This is a genomic window from Pseudomonas sp. GM24, from assembly GCF_000282235.1.
Classification (GTDB): Bacteria; Pseudomonadota; Gammaproteobacteria; order Pseudomonadales; family Pseudomonadaceae; genus Aquipseudomonas.
In genome coordinates this window covers 1-12,819 of the sequence record NZ_AKJR01000007.1, presented here as the reverse complement: position 1 = coordinate 12,819, position 12,819 = coordinate 1, and the positions used below count along the sequence as shown (strand labels likewise).

Annotated in this window: 13 protein-coding genes; 4 read left to right on the top strand and 9 right to left on the bottom strand. The window is 59.7% G+C overall.

From position 1 onward, the window contains the following. The first annotated feature begins 85 nt into the window (after nucleotides 1-85). The 3 genes from PMI23_RS00275 (at nucleotide 86) to PMI23_RS00265 (ending at nucleotide 1,901) form a co-directional block, all read left to right on the top strand. Nucleotides 86-361 carry a polyhydroxyalkanoic acid system family protein gene (locus PMI23_RS00275; protein WP_007909364.1) on the top strand — a complete coding sequence of 92 codons (276 nt, stop codon included), beginning with the start codon at nucleotides 86-88 and terminating at the stop codon, nucleotides 359-361. Nucleotides 362-544: 183 nt separating this feature from the next. After that, nucleotides 545-967: a phasin family protein gene (locus PMI23_RS00270; RefSeq protein ID WP_007909366.1), complete on the top strand. Its 423-nt coding sequence runs from the start codon at nucleotides 545-547 to the stop codon at nucleotides 965-967. Nucleotides 968-977: 10 nt separating this feature from the next. Beyond that, nucleotides 978-1,901: a phasin family protein gene (locus tag PMI23_RS00265; RefSeq protein WP_007909367.1), complete on the top strand. Its 924-nt coding sequence runs from the start codon at nucleotides 978-980 to the stop codon at nucleotides 1,899-1,901. 269 nt (nucleotides 1,902-2,170) lie between these two features. Here the strand turns inward: PMI23_RS00265 and PMI23_RS00260 are convergent, their stop codons facing one another. The 9 genes from PMI23_RS00260 to argS all read right to left on the bottom strand — a co-directional run bounded on the left by PMI23_RS00260 (nucleotide 2,171) and on the right by argS (nucleotide 12,635). Then, on the bottom strand, nucleotides 2,171-2,791 hold the full coding sequence (locus tag PMI23_RS00260) for a TetR/AcrR family transcriptional regulator (protein WP_007909369.1): 621 nt from the start codon (nucleotides 2,789-2,791) through the stop codon (nucleotides 2,171-2,173). A gap of 30 nt (nucleotides 2,792-2,821) precedes the next feature. Then, a complete protein-coding gene (gene phaC / locus PMI23_RS00255) occupies nucleotides 2,822-4,504 on the bottom strand; it encodes a class II poly(R)-hydroxyalkanoic acid synthase (protein WP_007949589.1) in 1,683 nt (560 codons plus the stop codon). A 139-nt stretch (nucleotides 4,505-4,643) separates the two neighbouring features. Then, complete coding sequence (phaZ, locus tag PMI23_RS00250) at nucleotides 4,644-5,498, bottom strand: poly(3-hydroxyalkanoate) depolymerase (RefSeq protein ID WP_007909378.1); 855 nt, start codon at nucleotides 5,496-5,498, stop codon at nucleotides 4,644-4,646. Between the two features lie 85 nt (nucleotides 5,499-5,583). After that, the gene (gene phaC, locus PMI23_RS00245; protein WP_007909380.1) at nucleotides 5,584-7,263 is read right to left on the bottom strand and encodes a class II poly(R)-hydroxyalkanoic acid synthase; all 1,680 of its coding nucleotides are present in this window, start codon (nucleotides 7,261-7,263) and stop codon (nucleotides 5,584-5,586) included. Between the two features lie 258 nt (nucleotides 7,264-7,521). Next, entirely contained in the window at nucleotides 7,522-7,899 is a 378-nt protein-coding gene (locus PMI23_RS00240) for a gamma-butyrobetaine hydroxylase-like domain-containing protein (RefSeq protein ID WP_007909382.1), read from the bottom strand. 126 nt (nucleotides 7,900-8,025) lie between these two features. Then, nucleotides 8,026-9,363 (bottom strand): ATP-dependent protease ATPase subunit HslU, encoded by a 1,338-nt coding sequence (gene hslU, locus PMI23_RS00235; protein WP_007909384.1) that lies wholly within the window; start codon nucleotides 9,361-9,363, stop codon nucleotides 8,026-8,028. Between the two features lie 54 nt (nucleotides 9,364-9,417). After that, nucleotides 9,418-9,948: an ATP-dependent protease subunit HslV gene (gene hslV / locus PMI23_RS00230; protein ID WP_003186641.1), complete on the bottom strand. Its 531-nt coding sequence runs from the start codon at nucleotides 9,946-9,948 to the stop codon at nucleotides 9,418-9,420. A gap of 232 nt (nucleotides 9,949-10,180) precedes the next feature. Then, nucleotides 10,181-10,897: an SPOR domain-containing protein gene (locus PMI23_RS00225; RefSeq protein ID WP_007909385.1), complete on the bottom strand. Its 717-nt coding sequence runs from the start codon at nucleotides 10,895-10,897 to the stop codon at nucleotides 10,181-10,183. Between the two features lies 1 nt (nucleotide 10,898). Further along, nucleotides 10,899-12,635 (bottom strand): arginine--tRNA ligase, encoded by a 1,737-nt coding sequence (argS, locus tag PMI23_RS00220; protein WP_007949586.1) that lies wholly within the window; start codon nucleotides 12,633-12,635, stop codon nucleotides 10,899-10,901. Between argS and PMI23_RS30135 the strand changes: the two genes are divergently transcribed. Next, complete coding sequence (locus PMI23_RS30135) at nucleotides 12,634-12,756, top strand: hypothetical protein (RefSeq protein WP_256579857.1); 123 nt, start codon at nucleotides 12,634-12,636, stop codon at nucleotides 12,754-12,756. The two genes, argS and PMI23_RS30135, sit on opposite strands and share 2 nt — an antisense overlap. Nucleotides 12,757-12,819 lie beyond the last annotated feature (63 nt).

Genomic DNA, 12,819 nt, shown 5'->3' with positions numbered 1-12,819 from the left:
CAACCCTCGGGACGATTTGCCGCAGCGGCGGTCAAGATTTACCGACACATCTTTTTCGCCCCATTCAAAAAGCAGGAGTCAATCAATGGCCAAAATCACTGTTGAGCGTGCCCACAATCTGGGTAAGGAAGCCGCCCGCGAGAAGGCCGACAAGCTGGCGCAAAAACTCTCCGAGCAATATGGCCTGGAGCCGCAATGGTCCGGCGACACCCTGAACCTCAAGCGCTCGGGCGTGAAAGGCGCGGTGCATGTGGCGGACGATTCGATCAAGGTCGACGTTGAGCTGGGCCTGATGATGTCGGCCATGAGCGGCATGATCAAAGCCGAAATCGAAAAAGCCCTCGACAAAGCTTTGGTTTGAACATCAAAAGATCGCACCTCGCATTTCCCTGTAGGAGCTGCCGAAGGCTGCGATCTTTTCATTCAGGCACCACCGATTCATGTCAGTTGTTAGGGTGCCGTTTCTAATTTTTCTGCCTACTTTGTGCCTGAGCCCGACACTTTCCCGGGCAGTTCCTCAAACCTTCTGCGCGTGAGGTGCACCATGGCCAAAGTAATTTTGAAGAAAAAAATCGACGCTTCGACTTCTGCTCTGAGCGACGTCAAATCCTATGCCCGCAAGATCTGGCTGGCAGGCCTGGGTGCCTACGCCAAGGTCGGCCAAGAAGGCAGCGACTACTTTCAAGAGTTGATCAAGGCTGGTCAAAGTGTTGAAAAGAAAGGCAAAAAAGCCGTCACCGAAAAACTCGAAGCGGCCAACGCCGAGATCGATGAAGCCAAGAGCGAAGTGAGTTCTTTCAAAGGTCGTGTCGAAGTTCAGCTCGACAAGGTCGAGAAGGCGTTCGACTCCCGTGTAGCAAGCGCCTTGAATCGTATCGGCATTCCGTCTAAACATGACGTTGAGACACTCTCTGCTAAGCTCGATGAGCTGACGGCATTGCTCGAACGCGTCGCGCGTAAATCTTAAGGAGAACGGGATGGCTGGTAAAAAGAACACCGATAAAGAAGGCAGCTCGTGGATCGGGAAAGTCGAAGACTACTCCCGCAAAATCTGGCTGGCTGGTTTAGGCGTGTACTCGAAGATCGACACTGACGGCAGCAAGCTCTTCGATACATTGGTCAAAGACGGCGAGAAAGCCGAGAAGCTCACCAAGTCCGCAGTCGGCAAAAAAGTCGATGCCGCCAAGGACTCTGCTTCTTCGGCCAAGTCGCGCATCAGCGGCGTGAAAGATCGCGCACTGGGCAAGTGGGACGAGCTGGAAGGGGCTTTCGACAAGCGCCTGAACAGCGCGATTTCGCGCCTGGGTGTACCGAGCCGCAATGAGGTCAAGGCACTTAACAGCAAGGTCGACACACTGACCAAACAGATCGAAAAACTCACCGGTCTGAAGGCTCAACCTGTGGCGGCGAAAACCGCTGCGGCAAAACCGGCAGCGAAAACTGCGGCGGCCAAACCAGCGGCAAAATCCGCTGCCAAGCCACTGGCAAAAGCAGCGGCTAAACCCGCAGCTAAAGCAGCGGCCAAGCCAGCAGCAAAAACCGCAGCGGCCAAGCCAGCTGCTAAAGCTGCAGCCAAACCGGTTGCTGCCAAAGCCGCCGCCAAACCGGCAGCAAAACCTGCGGCCAAAACGGCAGCGAAACCAGCCGCCAAGCCAGCCGCGAAAACCGCTGCCGCCAAACCGGCTGCCAAACCTGCGGCCAAACCCGCTGCGGCGAAGAAGCCTGCCGTGAAAAAACCGGCCGCAGCGAAAGCCGCCGCGCCGAAACCGGCCGCACCTGCTGCAGCCAAACCGGCCACTCCAGCAGCTCCGGTAAGTGCGTCGAACTCCGCCGCAGCACCGACTCCGGCGGCCACCCCGACTGCTGCATCGACGCCGTCGACGCCAACCAGTCAGTCCTGATTCTTCAGGGCAAAAGAAAACGCCCGGCCTGTGAAGGTCGGGCGTTTTTGTATCTGAATTCCAACAGCCCCTCACCCTAGCCCTCTCCCAGAGGGAGAGGGGACCGACCGAGGTGTCTTGCGTCGTACGTCGACCTGAACGATCGAGTCGATTATGGATTCAACAAAACCCTTTCAGGTCGGTGTAGCTCATCAGCATCCCCCAATCAGTCCCCTCTCCCTCCGGGCGGTCCGACGTTTCGGGAGGGCTAGGGTGAGGGGCTTTTGATTTCAGTCGTGATCTTCAAGGTATTGCAGGGCCATCCGCTCCGTGGCGACCTTAACCGGCGGCAGCAAATGCGGCGCCACCAGCATCATGATCTGATAAACCACCAGCCTCACTTCCCCCTCACGATCCAGAATCCGCTGATAATCCAGCGAGAACAGCAACGTCATGGTGATCTGCTCCACCAGTTGCCCCAACGCCTGCGTATCACTGACCAGTTGCCCCGCCGCCTTCAATCGCGCCAACAACGACGCCAGCGTGCGCTTCAACGCATTGAGCAGATGACGAATGCCCTTGGCCAGCTTCGGCAAGCGTCCGGCCAAGTTCGACAGGTCCTGAAACAAAAACCGATATTGCGCCAGCCGCTCGACAATCAAATGCAAAAACAGCCAGTAATCCTCCGGCGCCAGCTCCACATCCGCCGGTGGATCGAGCAGTGGCGCCAGTTCATTCTGGAAGCGTTCAAACAACCCGAGAATCAGCGGTTCCTTGCCGTGGAAGTGGTAGTAGAGGTTGCCCGGGCTGATCCCCATTTCATTGGCCACCTCCATGGTGGAGACATTCGGCTCGCCCTTTTCGTTGAACAGTTGCAAAGCACATTCGAGAATCCGGTCGCGGGTTTTCATCCAGTCTTCTTAGAAAAGTTCGGTTAAGCGTCAGCGCACACGCACGTAAGTACCGGGCGCTGCCTCCATCGGTGGATAGTTCGGGTTGCCAAGGGTGAACGAGGTTTCGTGCTGCGCCCCGGAGCGCTGTTGAATCCATTCCAGCCACTGCGGCCACCAACTGCCGTCGACGTGCTTGCCGTCGTAGTACCAGGCGCGCGGGTCGCTGCTCATCTTGGCGTTCTCGACATAGGCGGCTTTCGGGTTGCTCGGCGGGTTGAGGATGCTCTGCACATGACCGCTGTTGGACAGCACGAAACGTCGCTCGCCGCCGAGCAACAGGGTCGAGCGATACACCGCGTCCCACGGGGTGATGTGGTCGTTCATGCCAGCTACGCTGAAGCTGTCGACGGTGACTTTCTGCAAATCGATCGGTGTGCCGCACACCTCGAGACCGCCCGGATGGGTCAACGGGTTGTGCTTGAAGAAGTCCAGCAGGTCACCGTGAAATGCGGCGGGCAAGCGCGTGTTGTCGTTGTTCCAGTAGAGGATGTCGAAGGCCGGCGGTTCTTTGCCCAACAGGTAGTTGTTGACGAAGTAGCTCCAGATCAAATCGTTGGGGCGCATCCAGGCGAAGACCTTGGCCATGTCGCGACCGTCGAGTACGCCTTTCTGGTAGGAGCGGCGCTTGGCGGCTTCGAGGGTTTGTTCATCGGCAAACAGCGTGGCTGAGGTTTCGATTTCACTGTCGAGCAAACTGACCAGATAGGTCGCGCTGGAGACCCGTCGCAGTTGCCGCTTGGCCTGCAAATGGCCTTGCAGGGCGGCGATGGTCAGCCCGCCGGCGCAGGCGCCCATCAGGTTGACCTCGCGGGCGCCGGTGATCGCCCGACAGATGTTCATCGCTTCTTCCACCGCTTCGACGTAGGTCGACAGGCCCCATTCGCGATGACGTACATCCGGATTGCGCCAACTGATCATGAACGTTTGCAGGCCATTCTTCAGTGCGTACTGGACGAAGCTGTTGTGTGGGCTCAGGTCGAAAATGTAGTACTTGTTGATTTGCGGCGGCACCACCAGCAGCGGCTTGGCGTACTGCTTTTCGCTCATCGGTTTGTACTGGATCAGCTCCAGCATTTCGTTGCGAAACACCACCGAGCCGGTGGTGGTGGCGACGGTCTTGCCGACCTCAAAGGCTTGTTTGGTCACCTGACGTGGCAGGCCGTCGTTGTGCAGTAAGTCATCGAACAGGTGACTGAGGCCGCGCACCAGACTGTGCCCGCCGGAGTTGAACAGCTCCTTGACCGCCAGCGGATTGAGCAAGGTGTTCGACGGCGCCACGGCGTCGTTGAGCAGGGTGAAGGCGAAGTGTGCACGAGCGCGATCGTCCGGGCTCATGTTGCTTTCATCGATCCAGCTTTTGACCTGTTTTTGCCAGGCCAGATAGGCCTGCAGGCTGCGCCGGTAAAACGGGTTGAGGCTCCACGCCGGATCGGCGAAGCGGCTGTCGTTCGGATTGGTCGGGTGCAGGGTTTCGCCGAGCAGCACGCGGCCCAATTGACCGCCGAGTTTCAACGCGTGCTTCGCACTGTGAATCGGATTGCGCAGGCCATGGGCGGCGACGCTGCGCAAGGTCGAGATCATGTCCCGGCCACGCAGGCCGGTGATCGCACTTTGTGCGTTGATGAACACGGCGGGGCTGGGCACTCCGCCCGTCGCTGGTTTGTCGCGCATGACTCAACACTCCTTCGTCTTCAGGCCAAAAACAAACTCACCGAACCAGAACACCATAGACGCTGTTGCGGGTTGCTGCCTGCGCGGCGTCCTGCCGCGCACTCTTTGCCAAAGGCCTGCATAAAGCCTGCCGCCGGGGTTAACCGCCCAGCGGTGTCGGATGCGGGTGCATCACCGCGCGCTGACGTTCCTCCTGGAGGAATTTCATGATGATCGGCGCCACCGCTTCAGCACGGGTAATCAGGAACAGATGACCGTCGTCGATGATGTGCAGTTGGGCGTTGGGAATGCGCCAGGCGAGCATGCGCATGTTGATCAGCGGGATCAGCGGATCGTCATCGCCGGCCAGCACCAGCGTCGGCTGGTGGATCTTGTGCAGCCAGTGAATGCTGGTCCAGCCGAGGCCTGCGAACAGTTGCCAGTAATAACCGAGCTTGCCCGCCGAACGCACTTTCGCGGCGTGGCTGGCCGCCAGCGTCGGGTCTCGACGGAACGAGCCGCCGTAGATCAGCGGGGCGATGCGGATCACATGGGAAGGCTGAATGTAGCGCCGCGGACTGGCCATCATCCACAGCACTTTCGGTTTGCCCGGCACCATCACCGCACCGGCCGCGGTCGCCGCCAGCACCAGTTTCTTGCAACGCTCGGGGTAGTCGTAGGCGAACTGCTGCGCGAGCGCACCGCCCCACGACACGCCGATGACGTTGACCTGACCGTAGTCGAGGTAATCGAGCATCCGCGCCGTCAGCTTGGCCAGCCCGGGAAAGCGATACGGTCGGTTCGGCGTCGAGGAACCGCCGACACCGGGCACGTCGAAGGCGATCACTTCCAGATCCGGGTCCAGCGCCGCGACAAACGGAAAAACCAGCTCCAGGTTGGCGCCGATGCCGTTGAAAATCAGCAAGGGCGTCAAGTGAGGCTTGCCGGGGCGTACCGCCGTGCGGAGGGTCTGGCCATCCAGATCGACGGTACGGAATATGAACGGTTGCGGCATGCGTCAGGCCCTGTGGATTTAAATTCACCACACCCCGTGTAGGAGCTGCCGAAGGCTGCTCCTACACGGGGTGTGGTGGTGTCAGTTACCGCTCGTGAACGTAAGTGCCCGGCGATGCTTCACCCGCCGGATACGCCTTGTTGCCCAGTTTCAGCGGGGCCTTTTTCAGGTTGCCCGAGCGCTCGGCCTGCCACGCCTGCCAGTACAGCCACCAGGAATCGGTGTGCTTGGTCGAGTTCTCTTGCCACTCATCGGCATTGGCCGCCATTTCTTCGCCAGTCATGTAACGCGATTTCGGGTTGCCTGGCGGGTTCAGAATGCTCTGGATATGCCCGCTGCTCGACAACACGAACTCGACCTTGCCACCAAACAACTGCGCCGACTTGTAGCAGGACTTCCACGGTGTGATGTGGTCGTTGGTGCCGGCCAGCGAGAAGATGTCAGCGGTGACCTGCTTGAGGTCAATCGGCGTGCCGCACACTTCCAGTGCATTCGGGCGAATCAGTGGATTGTTTTTGAACATCTCGATCAGGTCGCCATGGAATGCGGCGGGCAACCGTGTGGTGTCGTTGTTCCAGAACAGGATGTCGAACACCGGCGGCTCGTTGCCGAGCAGGTAGTTGTTGACCCAGTAGTTCCAGATCAGGTCGTTGGGACGCATCCACGCGAAGACCTTGGCCATGTCTTTGCCTTCGAGCACGCCGGCCTGGTACGAGTGGCGCTTGGCGGTCTCCAGGGTCTGCTCGTCGACGAACAGGGCGACGTCGCTGTCCAGCGTCGTGTCGAGCACGCTGACCAGCAGCGTGAGGGCATTGACCTTCTTCTCGCCGATCGCCGCGTAGTGGCCGAGCAGGGCGGTGCAGGTGATGCCGCCGGAGCAGGCGCCGAGCATGTTTACGTCTTTGCTGCCGGTGATCGCGGTGACCACGTCGACCGCTTCTTTCAGCGCATCGATATACGTCGAGAGGCCCCACTCGCGCTGCGCCTTGGTCGGGTTGCGCCAGCTGACGATAAACGTCTGCACGTTATTGCGCAGGCAGAAGCGCGCCAGACTCTTGTCCGGGCTCAAATCGAATACGTAGAACTTGTTGATCTGTGGCGGCACCACCAGCAGTGGACGCTCGTGGACCTGCTCGGTGATCGGCTTGTACTGGATCAGCTCCAGCACGTCGTTGCGAAACACCACCGCGCCTTCGGTGACGCCGAGGCTCTTGCCGACCTCGAACGCGCCCATGTTGACCTGGCTCGGCATGCCGCCGTTGTGGACCAGATCCTTGGCCAGATGCGAGAGGCCATCGAGCAGGCTCTTGCCACCGGTTTCGAAGAAGCGTTTGACCGCTGCGGGGTTGGCCGCGGTGTTGGTCGGGGCCATGGCTTCGGTCATCAGATTGATGACGAAGTGGCCGCGGGCGATGTCTTTGGGTGACAGGCTGCTGTCATCGATCCAGGCATGGAGTTCCTTGCGCCACGCCAGGTAAGTTTGCAGATAACGTTTGTAGAGCGGGTTCTGGCTCCACGCAGGATCGGCGAAGCGACGGTCATCGCCAGCCGGTTGCAGTTCGGATTTACCAAACAGCACGTTCTTCAGTTCGAGGCCGAAATGGGTAACGTGCCTGACGCTATGGATCGGTTGTCTGATGGCCTGTTTCAGCACCATACGAGCAGAGGCCAGCAGATCCTTTCCGCGTAGCCCAACGACGGGATTAAGCCCCAGGGTGTTTTCCGAGGCTTGGTACTTCAGGTCATCGTTATTCTTGTTACTCATCTACGACGCTCCATTGTCCTGAGACGAGTACCCGGTTTTCTGCTGTGCAGTTCCACAGCCAATGCCAGGTACTACTGCTCGGGTGACCGTTAATTCTGCATAGCTGCTTTACAGTCGTAGAGCACTGCAGGGAACTTGCCAGCTCCATTGGTTACCCGAGTTTAATTTTTTTCGCAAGCGGGCCGATCCTCGGCCACACAGCAGAGCATTCAAACAGATGAATTTAGAAAATGCCCTCTAATGAGCGCAAGGCACGAGCTAGAGCATCAGCTTGACGACTGACTCGTTCGGATCGCGGGTCTTGCCCGCCGCTTTGAGCTCGGCCAGATAATCGGCCCAGAGTGCGTCATAACGTCGCCCCAGCTCGTAGAGATAATCCCAGGTGAACAAGCCGCTGTCGTGACCGTCGTCGAAGGTCAGTTTCAGTGCGTAGTGACCGGCCGGTTCCAGTTTGCTCAGGCCGACGTTGAGCTTGCCGAATTGCAGGATCGGTTTGCCGTGGCCCTGGACCTCGGCGGAGGGGGAATGCACGCGCAGGAATTCGGCGGGCAGGGTGTATTCCTCGCCGGACGCGTAGGTGAGCGTCAGGGTTTTCGAGGCTTTGTGCAGTTTGATGTCGGTGGGGATAGTAGTCATTGCAGGTCATCCGACTAGAGGAACACCCTGTAGGAGCTGCCGCAGGCTGCGATCTTTTGATCTTGTCTTTTAAAAATCAAAGATCAAAAGATCGCAGCCTGCGGCAGCTCCTACAGGGACGGTGACCTACAGGATATAACGGGACAGGTCTTCGTTCTGCGCCAATTCGCCGAGGTGACTGTTGACGTATTCGGCGTCGATCAGAATCGGCTTCTCATCGTGGGTGCTGGCCAGATCGCCGGCGCTGAACGACACCTCTTCAAGCAGACGCTCAAGCAGTGTGTGCAGACGACGGGCACCGATGTTCTCGGTCTTCTCGTTGACCTGCCAGGCGATCTCCGCCAGACGCTTGATGCCTTCGGGCTCGAACTGAATGTTCAGGCCTTCGGTTTTCAGCAGTGCGCAATATTGCTCGGTGAGCGAGGCATGCGGTTCGCTGAGGATGCGTTCGAAGTCTGACGGGCTCAGCGCTTTGAGCTCAACGCGAATCGGCAGACGACCTTGCAGCTCAGGCACCAGATCGCTCGGCTTGCTCAGGTGGAACGCACCGGAAGCGATGAACAGGATGTGGTCGGTTTTGACCATGCCCAGCTTGGTGTTGACGGTGCAGCCTTCGATCAGCGGCAGCAGGTCGCGCTGCACGCCTTCACGGGACACATCGGCGCCGCCGACGTTGCCACGCTTGGCGACTTTGTCGATCTCGTCGATGAACACGATACCGTGCTGTTCAACCGCTTCCAGCGCTTTGGCTTTCAGCTCTTCTTCATTGACCAGACGCCCGGCTTCTTCGTCGCGCACCAGCTTCAGCGCTTCTTTGACCTTGAGCTTGCGCGCTTTCTTTTTGCCCTTGCCCATGTTGGCAAACAAGGACTGCAACTGGTTGGTCATCTCTTCCATGCCTGGCGGCGTGGCGATCTCGATGCCGGCCACTTCGGCGACTTCGATTTCGATTTCCTTGTCATCCAACTGACCTTCGCGCAGACGCTTGCGGAACAGCTGACGGGTGTTGGAATCGCTGCTTGGGGTTTCTTCATTGCTGAAGCCCATGCGTGCCGGCGGCAGCAGTGCGTCGAGGATACGATCCTCGGCAGCGTCTTCGGCGCGATGGCGCACGCGGGTCATTTCCTGCTCGCGGAGCATCTTGATCGCGGCGTCGGCCAGATCACGGATGATCGATTCGACGTCACGGCCAACGTAGCCGACTTCGGTGAACTTGGTCGCTTCGACTTTGATGAACGGCGCGTTGGCCAGTTTCGCCAGACGACGGGCGATCTCGGTTTTACCGACGCCGGTCGGGCCGATCATCAGGATGTTCTTCGGGGTCACTTCAACACGCAGCTCTTCAGGCAGCTGCATGCGGCGCCAGCGGTTGCGCAGGGCAATCGCGACGGCGCGCTTGGCATCGTCCTGGCCGATGATGTGGCGGTTGAGTTCGTGGACGATTTCGCGGGGAGTCATGGACATAATAATTGACGGTCCTCAAGCAGAAACAAGCCGTGGCACAGGGCCGCGTCAGGCTTATTCAGCGAGATCCTGCTCCTCAATGGTCTGAGTGTGGTTGGTGAATACACAGATGTCGCCGGCGATGCCGAGGGCGGTTTCGACGATTTCACGGGCCGACAGGTCGGTCTTTTTCAGCAGCGCGCTGGCGGCGGCTTGCGCGTAGGCGCCGCCGGAACCCATGGCGATCAGGCCATCTTCGGGTTCAACCACGTCACCGTTGCCGGTGATGATCAGCGAAGCGTCTTTGTTGGCAACCGCGAGCATGGCTTCGAGGCGGCTCAGGGAGCGGTCGGTGCGCCATTCTTTGGCGAGTTCGACAGCGGCGCGTACCAGGTGGCCCTGATGTTTCTCGAGCTGGCCTTCGAAACGTTCGAAGAGGGTAAAGGCGTCAGCGGTGGCACCGGCAAAACCGGCGATGACCTGGCCGTGGTACAGGCGACGGACTTTTTTCGCGTTGCCTTTCATCACGGTATTGCCGAGAGAAACCTGGCCGTCGCCGCCCATGACGACTTTGCCGTGACGGCGGACTGAAACGATGGTGGTCAAGGGAAGAGTCTCCACACAGCGGGGCGAAAGTGCCTTATGCCCATTCATATGGGGGTGCTGGAGAGGATTTCAACCGTAGCGCAGGAGAGGGGACGAGCGGTGTCTTGTATTTGATCGTTCCCACGCTCTGCGTGGGAACGCAGCCCGGGACGCTCTGCGTCCCTTCACCGCTGGGACGCGGAGCGTCCCTTGAGGCATTCCCACGCAGAGCGTGGGAATGATCGGCCGAGGGTCAGCGGCTTTGGCGTTGTTGTAACAACAGGTTGCTGAAGCCGGCGCCGGCCAGTTGTTTCTGTGCCGTGGTCAGTTGTTCGCGGTTGCTGAACGGACCAACCAAAACGCGATACCAGGTTTCATCCTTCACCGTGCCGGACTCAACCGCCACCGCCTGACCGAGCAGAATGATCTGCGCACGCACCTTGTCGGCATCCGTCTCCTTGCGGAACGAACCGGCCTGCAGGAAGAACTTGGTCACCGGCGCCGCTTTGCTCACTGGTGGCGCTGGCGGCGGGGTAATCCCGGCCAGTGCTGCCTGCGCGCGCGCGGTGTCGATCTTCGCCGCTTCCGCCGGGGTCACTGGCGTGGTCGGGATGGCCGGCACTTGTGGCGTCGGTAGAGTCTTCTCCGGCACCGCGTCCGGCGGCACGATCACTTCCGATTCCGGCAACAGGGTGTAGAAGTCGTACTTCGGCTTCACTGGCTGAGTCGGACTCGGCGGAGTCTTGTTGGCCTCGGCGATCTTCGACGCTTTCTGCTGTTGCGCCTGTTCGACCTTCTCACGCTTGACCGTGTCGCTACCCTTGCCCGGCTCGAGCTTCATCAGGAACACGATGAACGCGCCGACCGTGAGGCCGATGGCCATCCACAGCCAGCCCGGAATCGGTTGCTTCGCAGGAGCTTGGTAACGGCTGGCGCCACGCTTGGGTGCAGGTTTTTTCTTGGCAGCCAACTTACATACGCTCCAGAGTTTCCAGACCCAGCAGCTCCAGGCCTTGCTTGAGGGTGCGACCGGTCAGCGCGGCCAGACGCAGACGGCTCTGCATCTGGGCCGGGGTTTCGGCGGCGAGGATCGGGCAGTTCTCGTAGAAGCTGGAGAACAGACCGGCAACGTCGTATAGGTAAGTGCAGAGAATGTGCGGCGTGCCTTTCTCGGACACGTTGTTCAGCACTTCGCCGAACTGCGCCAGTTTCGCCGCCAGCTCTTGCTCATGTGCGGCTTCCAGCACGATCTGGCCATCGACTTCGCTGAAGTCCTTGCCCAGTTTGCGGAACACGCCGGCGACGCGGGTGTAGGCATAGAGCAGATACGGCGCGGTGTTGCCTTCGAAGTTGAGCATCAGGTCGAAGTTGAAGCTGTAGTCGCTGGTGCGGTGCTTCGACAGGTCGGCGTACTTCACCGCGCCGATGCCGACGACTTTGGCGATGTTGCGCAGTTCGTCTTCGGCAAGCGTAGGGTTCTTCTCTTTCACCAGGCTGTAGGCACGTTCCTGTGCTTCGGTTAGCAGGTCGATCAGCTTCACGGTGCCGCCGTCACGGGTCTTGAACGGACGGCCGTCAGCGCCGTTCATGGTGCCGAAGCCCATGTGTTCCATCTCCATCGGATGGGTGACGAAACCGGCCTTGCGCGCCACGGCGAACACTTGCTGGAAGTGCAGGGCCTGACGCTGGTCGACGAAGTACAGCGCGCGATCGGCTTTCAGTTTGCCACTGCGGTAGCGCACGGCCGCCAGGTCAGTGGTGGCGTACAGGTAACCGCCGTCAGCCTTGACGATGATTACCGGCAGCGGGTCGCCGTCAGCATTCTTGAACTCGTCGAGGAACACGCACTGGGCGCCATTGCTCTCGACCAGCATGCCAGCGGCTTTCAGGTCGTTGACCACATTGATCAGATCGTCGTTGTAGGCGCTTTCGCCCATCACGTCGGCCATGGTCAGTTTGACGTTGAGCAGTTCGTAGATCTTCTGGCAGTGCGACAGCGAGATGTCCTTGAACTTGGTCCACAGCGCCAGGCACTCGGCGTCGCCGGCCTGCAGCTTGACCACCAGACCACGGGCGCGGTCGGCGAATTCTGCGGATTCGTCGAAACGCTGCTTGGCCGCGCGGTAGAAGTTTTCCAGGTCAGACAGCTCGTCGCTGGTGATCGGGTTTTCCTGCAGATACGCCATCAGCATGCCGAACTGGGTGCCCCAGTCACCAACGTGGTTCTGACGGATCACTTCGTCGCCGAGGAATTCGAGGACGCGGGCCACGCCGTCGCCAATGATGGTCGAACGCAAATGGCCGACGTGCATCTCTTTGGCCAGGTTCGGTGCCGACAGGTCGACTACAGTGCGCTGCGCCGGGCCAGCCTTGCGCACGCCAACATGGGCATCAGCCAAGGCAGCGTCGAGACGCGAGGCCAGGGCCTGAGTGTTCTGGAAGAAATTGATGAAGCCCGGGCCGGCGATTTCGGCCTTGGTGACGTTCTCGTCAGCCGGCAGCGCGGCGATGATTTTTTCCGCCAGATCGCGCGGCTTCATGCCCGCAGGCTTGGCCAGCATCATCGCGATGTTGCTGGCGAAGTCGCCGTGGGTCTTGTCGCGGGCGTTCTCCACCTGGATCGCCGGCGACAGGCCTTCAGGCAACACACCTTCGTTGACGAGTTGGGTGAGGGCTTGTTGGATCAGCTGGCGAATGGTGTCTTTCATGGTCTTCTCTTTCGACCGCAAGCGCGGCGGGCGCATCGATGCGCGGGTGGAAAAACTGGGCATTATCCGTTGCGAAGACGGGCTTGCCAACCTTAGCAGGCAGCTTATGGATATGTGGTGACATTCAGATCAAAAGATCGCAGCCTGCGGCAGCTCCTACACGGCGATAGGCATTTTCCTGTAG

Coding starts and splice junctions, on each gene's coding strand:
- PMI23_RS00275 (WP_007909364.1), top strand. CDS start 86: ATGGCCAAAATCACTGTTGAGCGTGCCCACAATCTGGGTAAGGAAGCC.
- PMI23_RS00270 (WP_007909366.1), top strand. CDS start 545: ATGGCCAAAGTAATTTTGAAGAAAAAAATCGACGCTTCGACTTCTGCT.
- PMI23_RS00265 (WP_007909367.1), top strand. CDS start 978: ATGGCTGGTAAAAAGAACACCGATAAAGAAGGCAGCTCGTGGATCGGG.
- PMI23_RS00260 (WP_007909369.1), bottom strand. CDS start 2,791: ATGAAAACCCGCGACCGGATTCTCGAATGTGCTTTGCAACTGTTCAAC.
- phaC (WP_007949589.1), bottom strand. CDS start 4,504: ATGCGCGACAAACCAGCGACGGGCGGAGTGCCCAGCCCCGCCGTGTTC.
- phaZ (WP_007909378.1), bottom strand. CDS start 5,498: ATGCCGCAACCGTTCATATTCCGTACCGTCGATCTGGATGGCCAGACC.
- phaC (WP_007909380.1), bottom strand. CDS start 7,263: ATGAGTAACAAGAATAACGATGACCTGAAGTACCAAGCCTCGGAAAAC.
- PMI23_RS00240 (WP_007909382.1), bottom strand. CDS start 7,899: ATGACTACTATCCCCACCGACATCAAACTGCACAAAGCCTCGAAAACC.
- hslU (WP_007909384.1), bottom strand. CDS start 9,363: ATGTCCATGACTCCCCGCGAAATCGTCCACGAACTCAACCGCCACATC.
- PMI23_RS30135 (WP_256579857.1), top strand. CDS start 12,634: ATGGTCTTCTCTTTCGACCGCAAGCGCGGCGGGCGCATCGATGCGCGG.
- argS (WP_007949586.1), bottom strand. CDS start 12,635: ATGAAAGACACCATTCGCCAGCTGATCCAACAAGCCCTCACCCAACTC.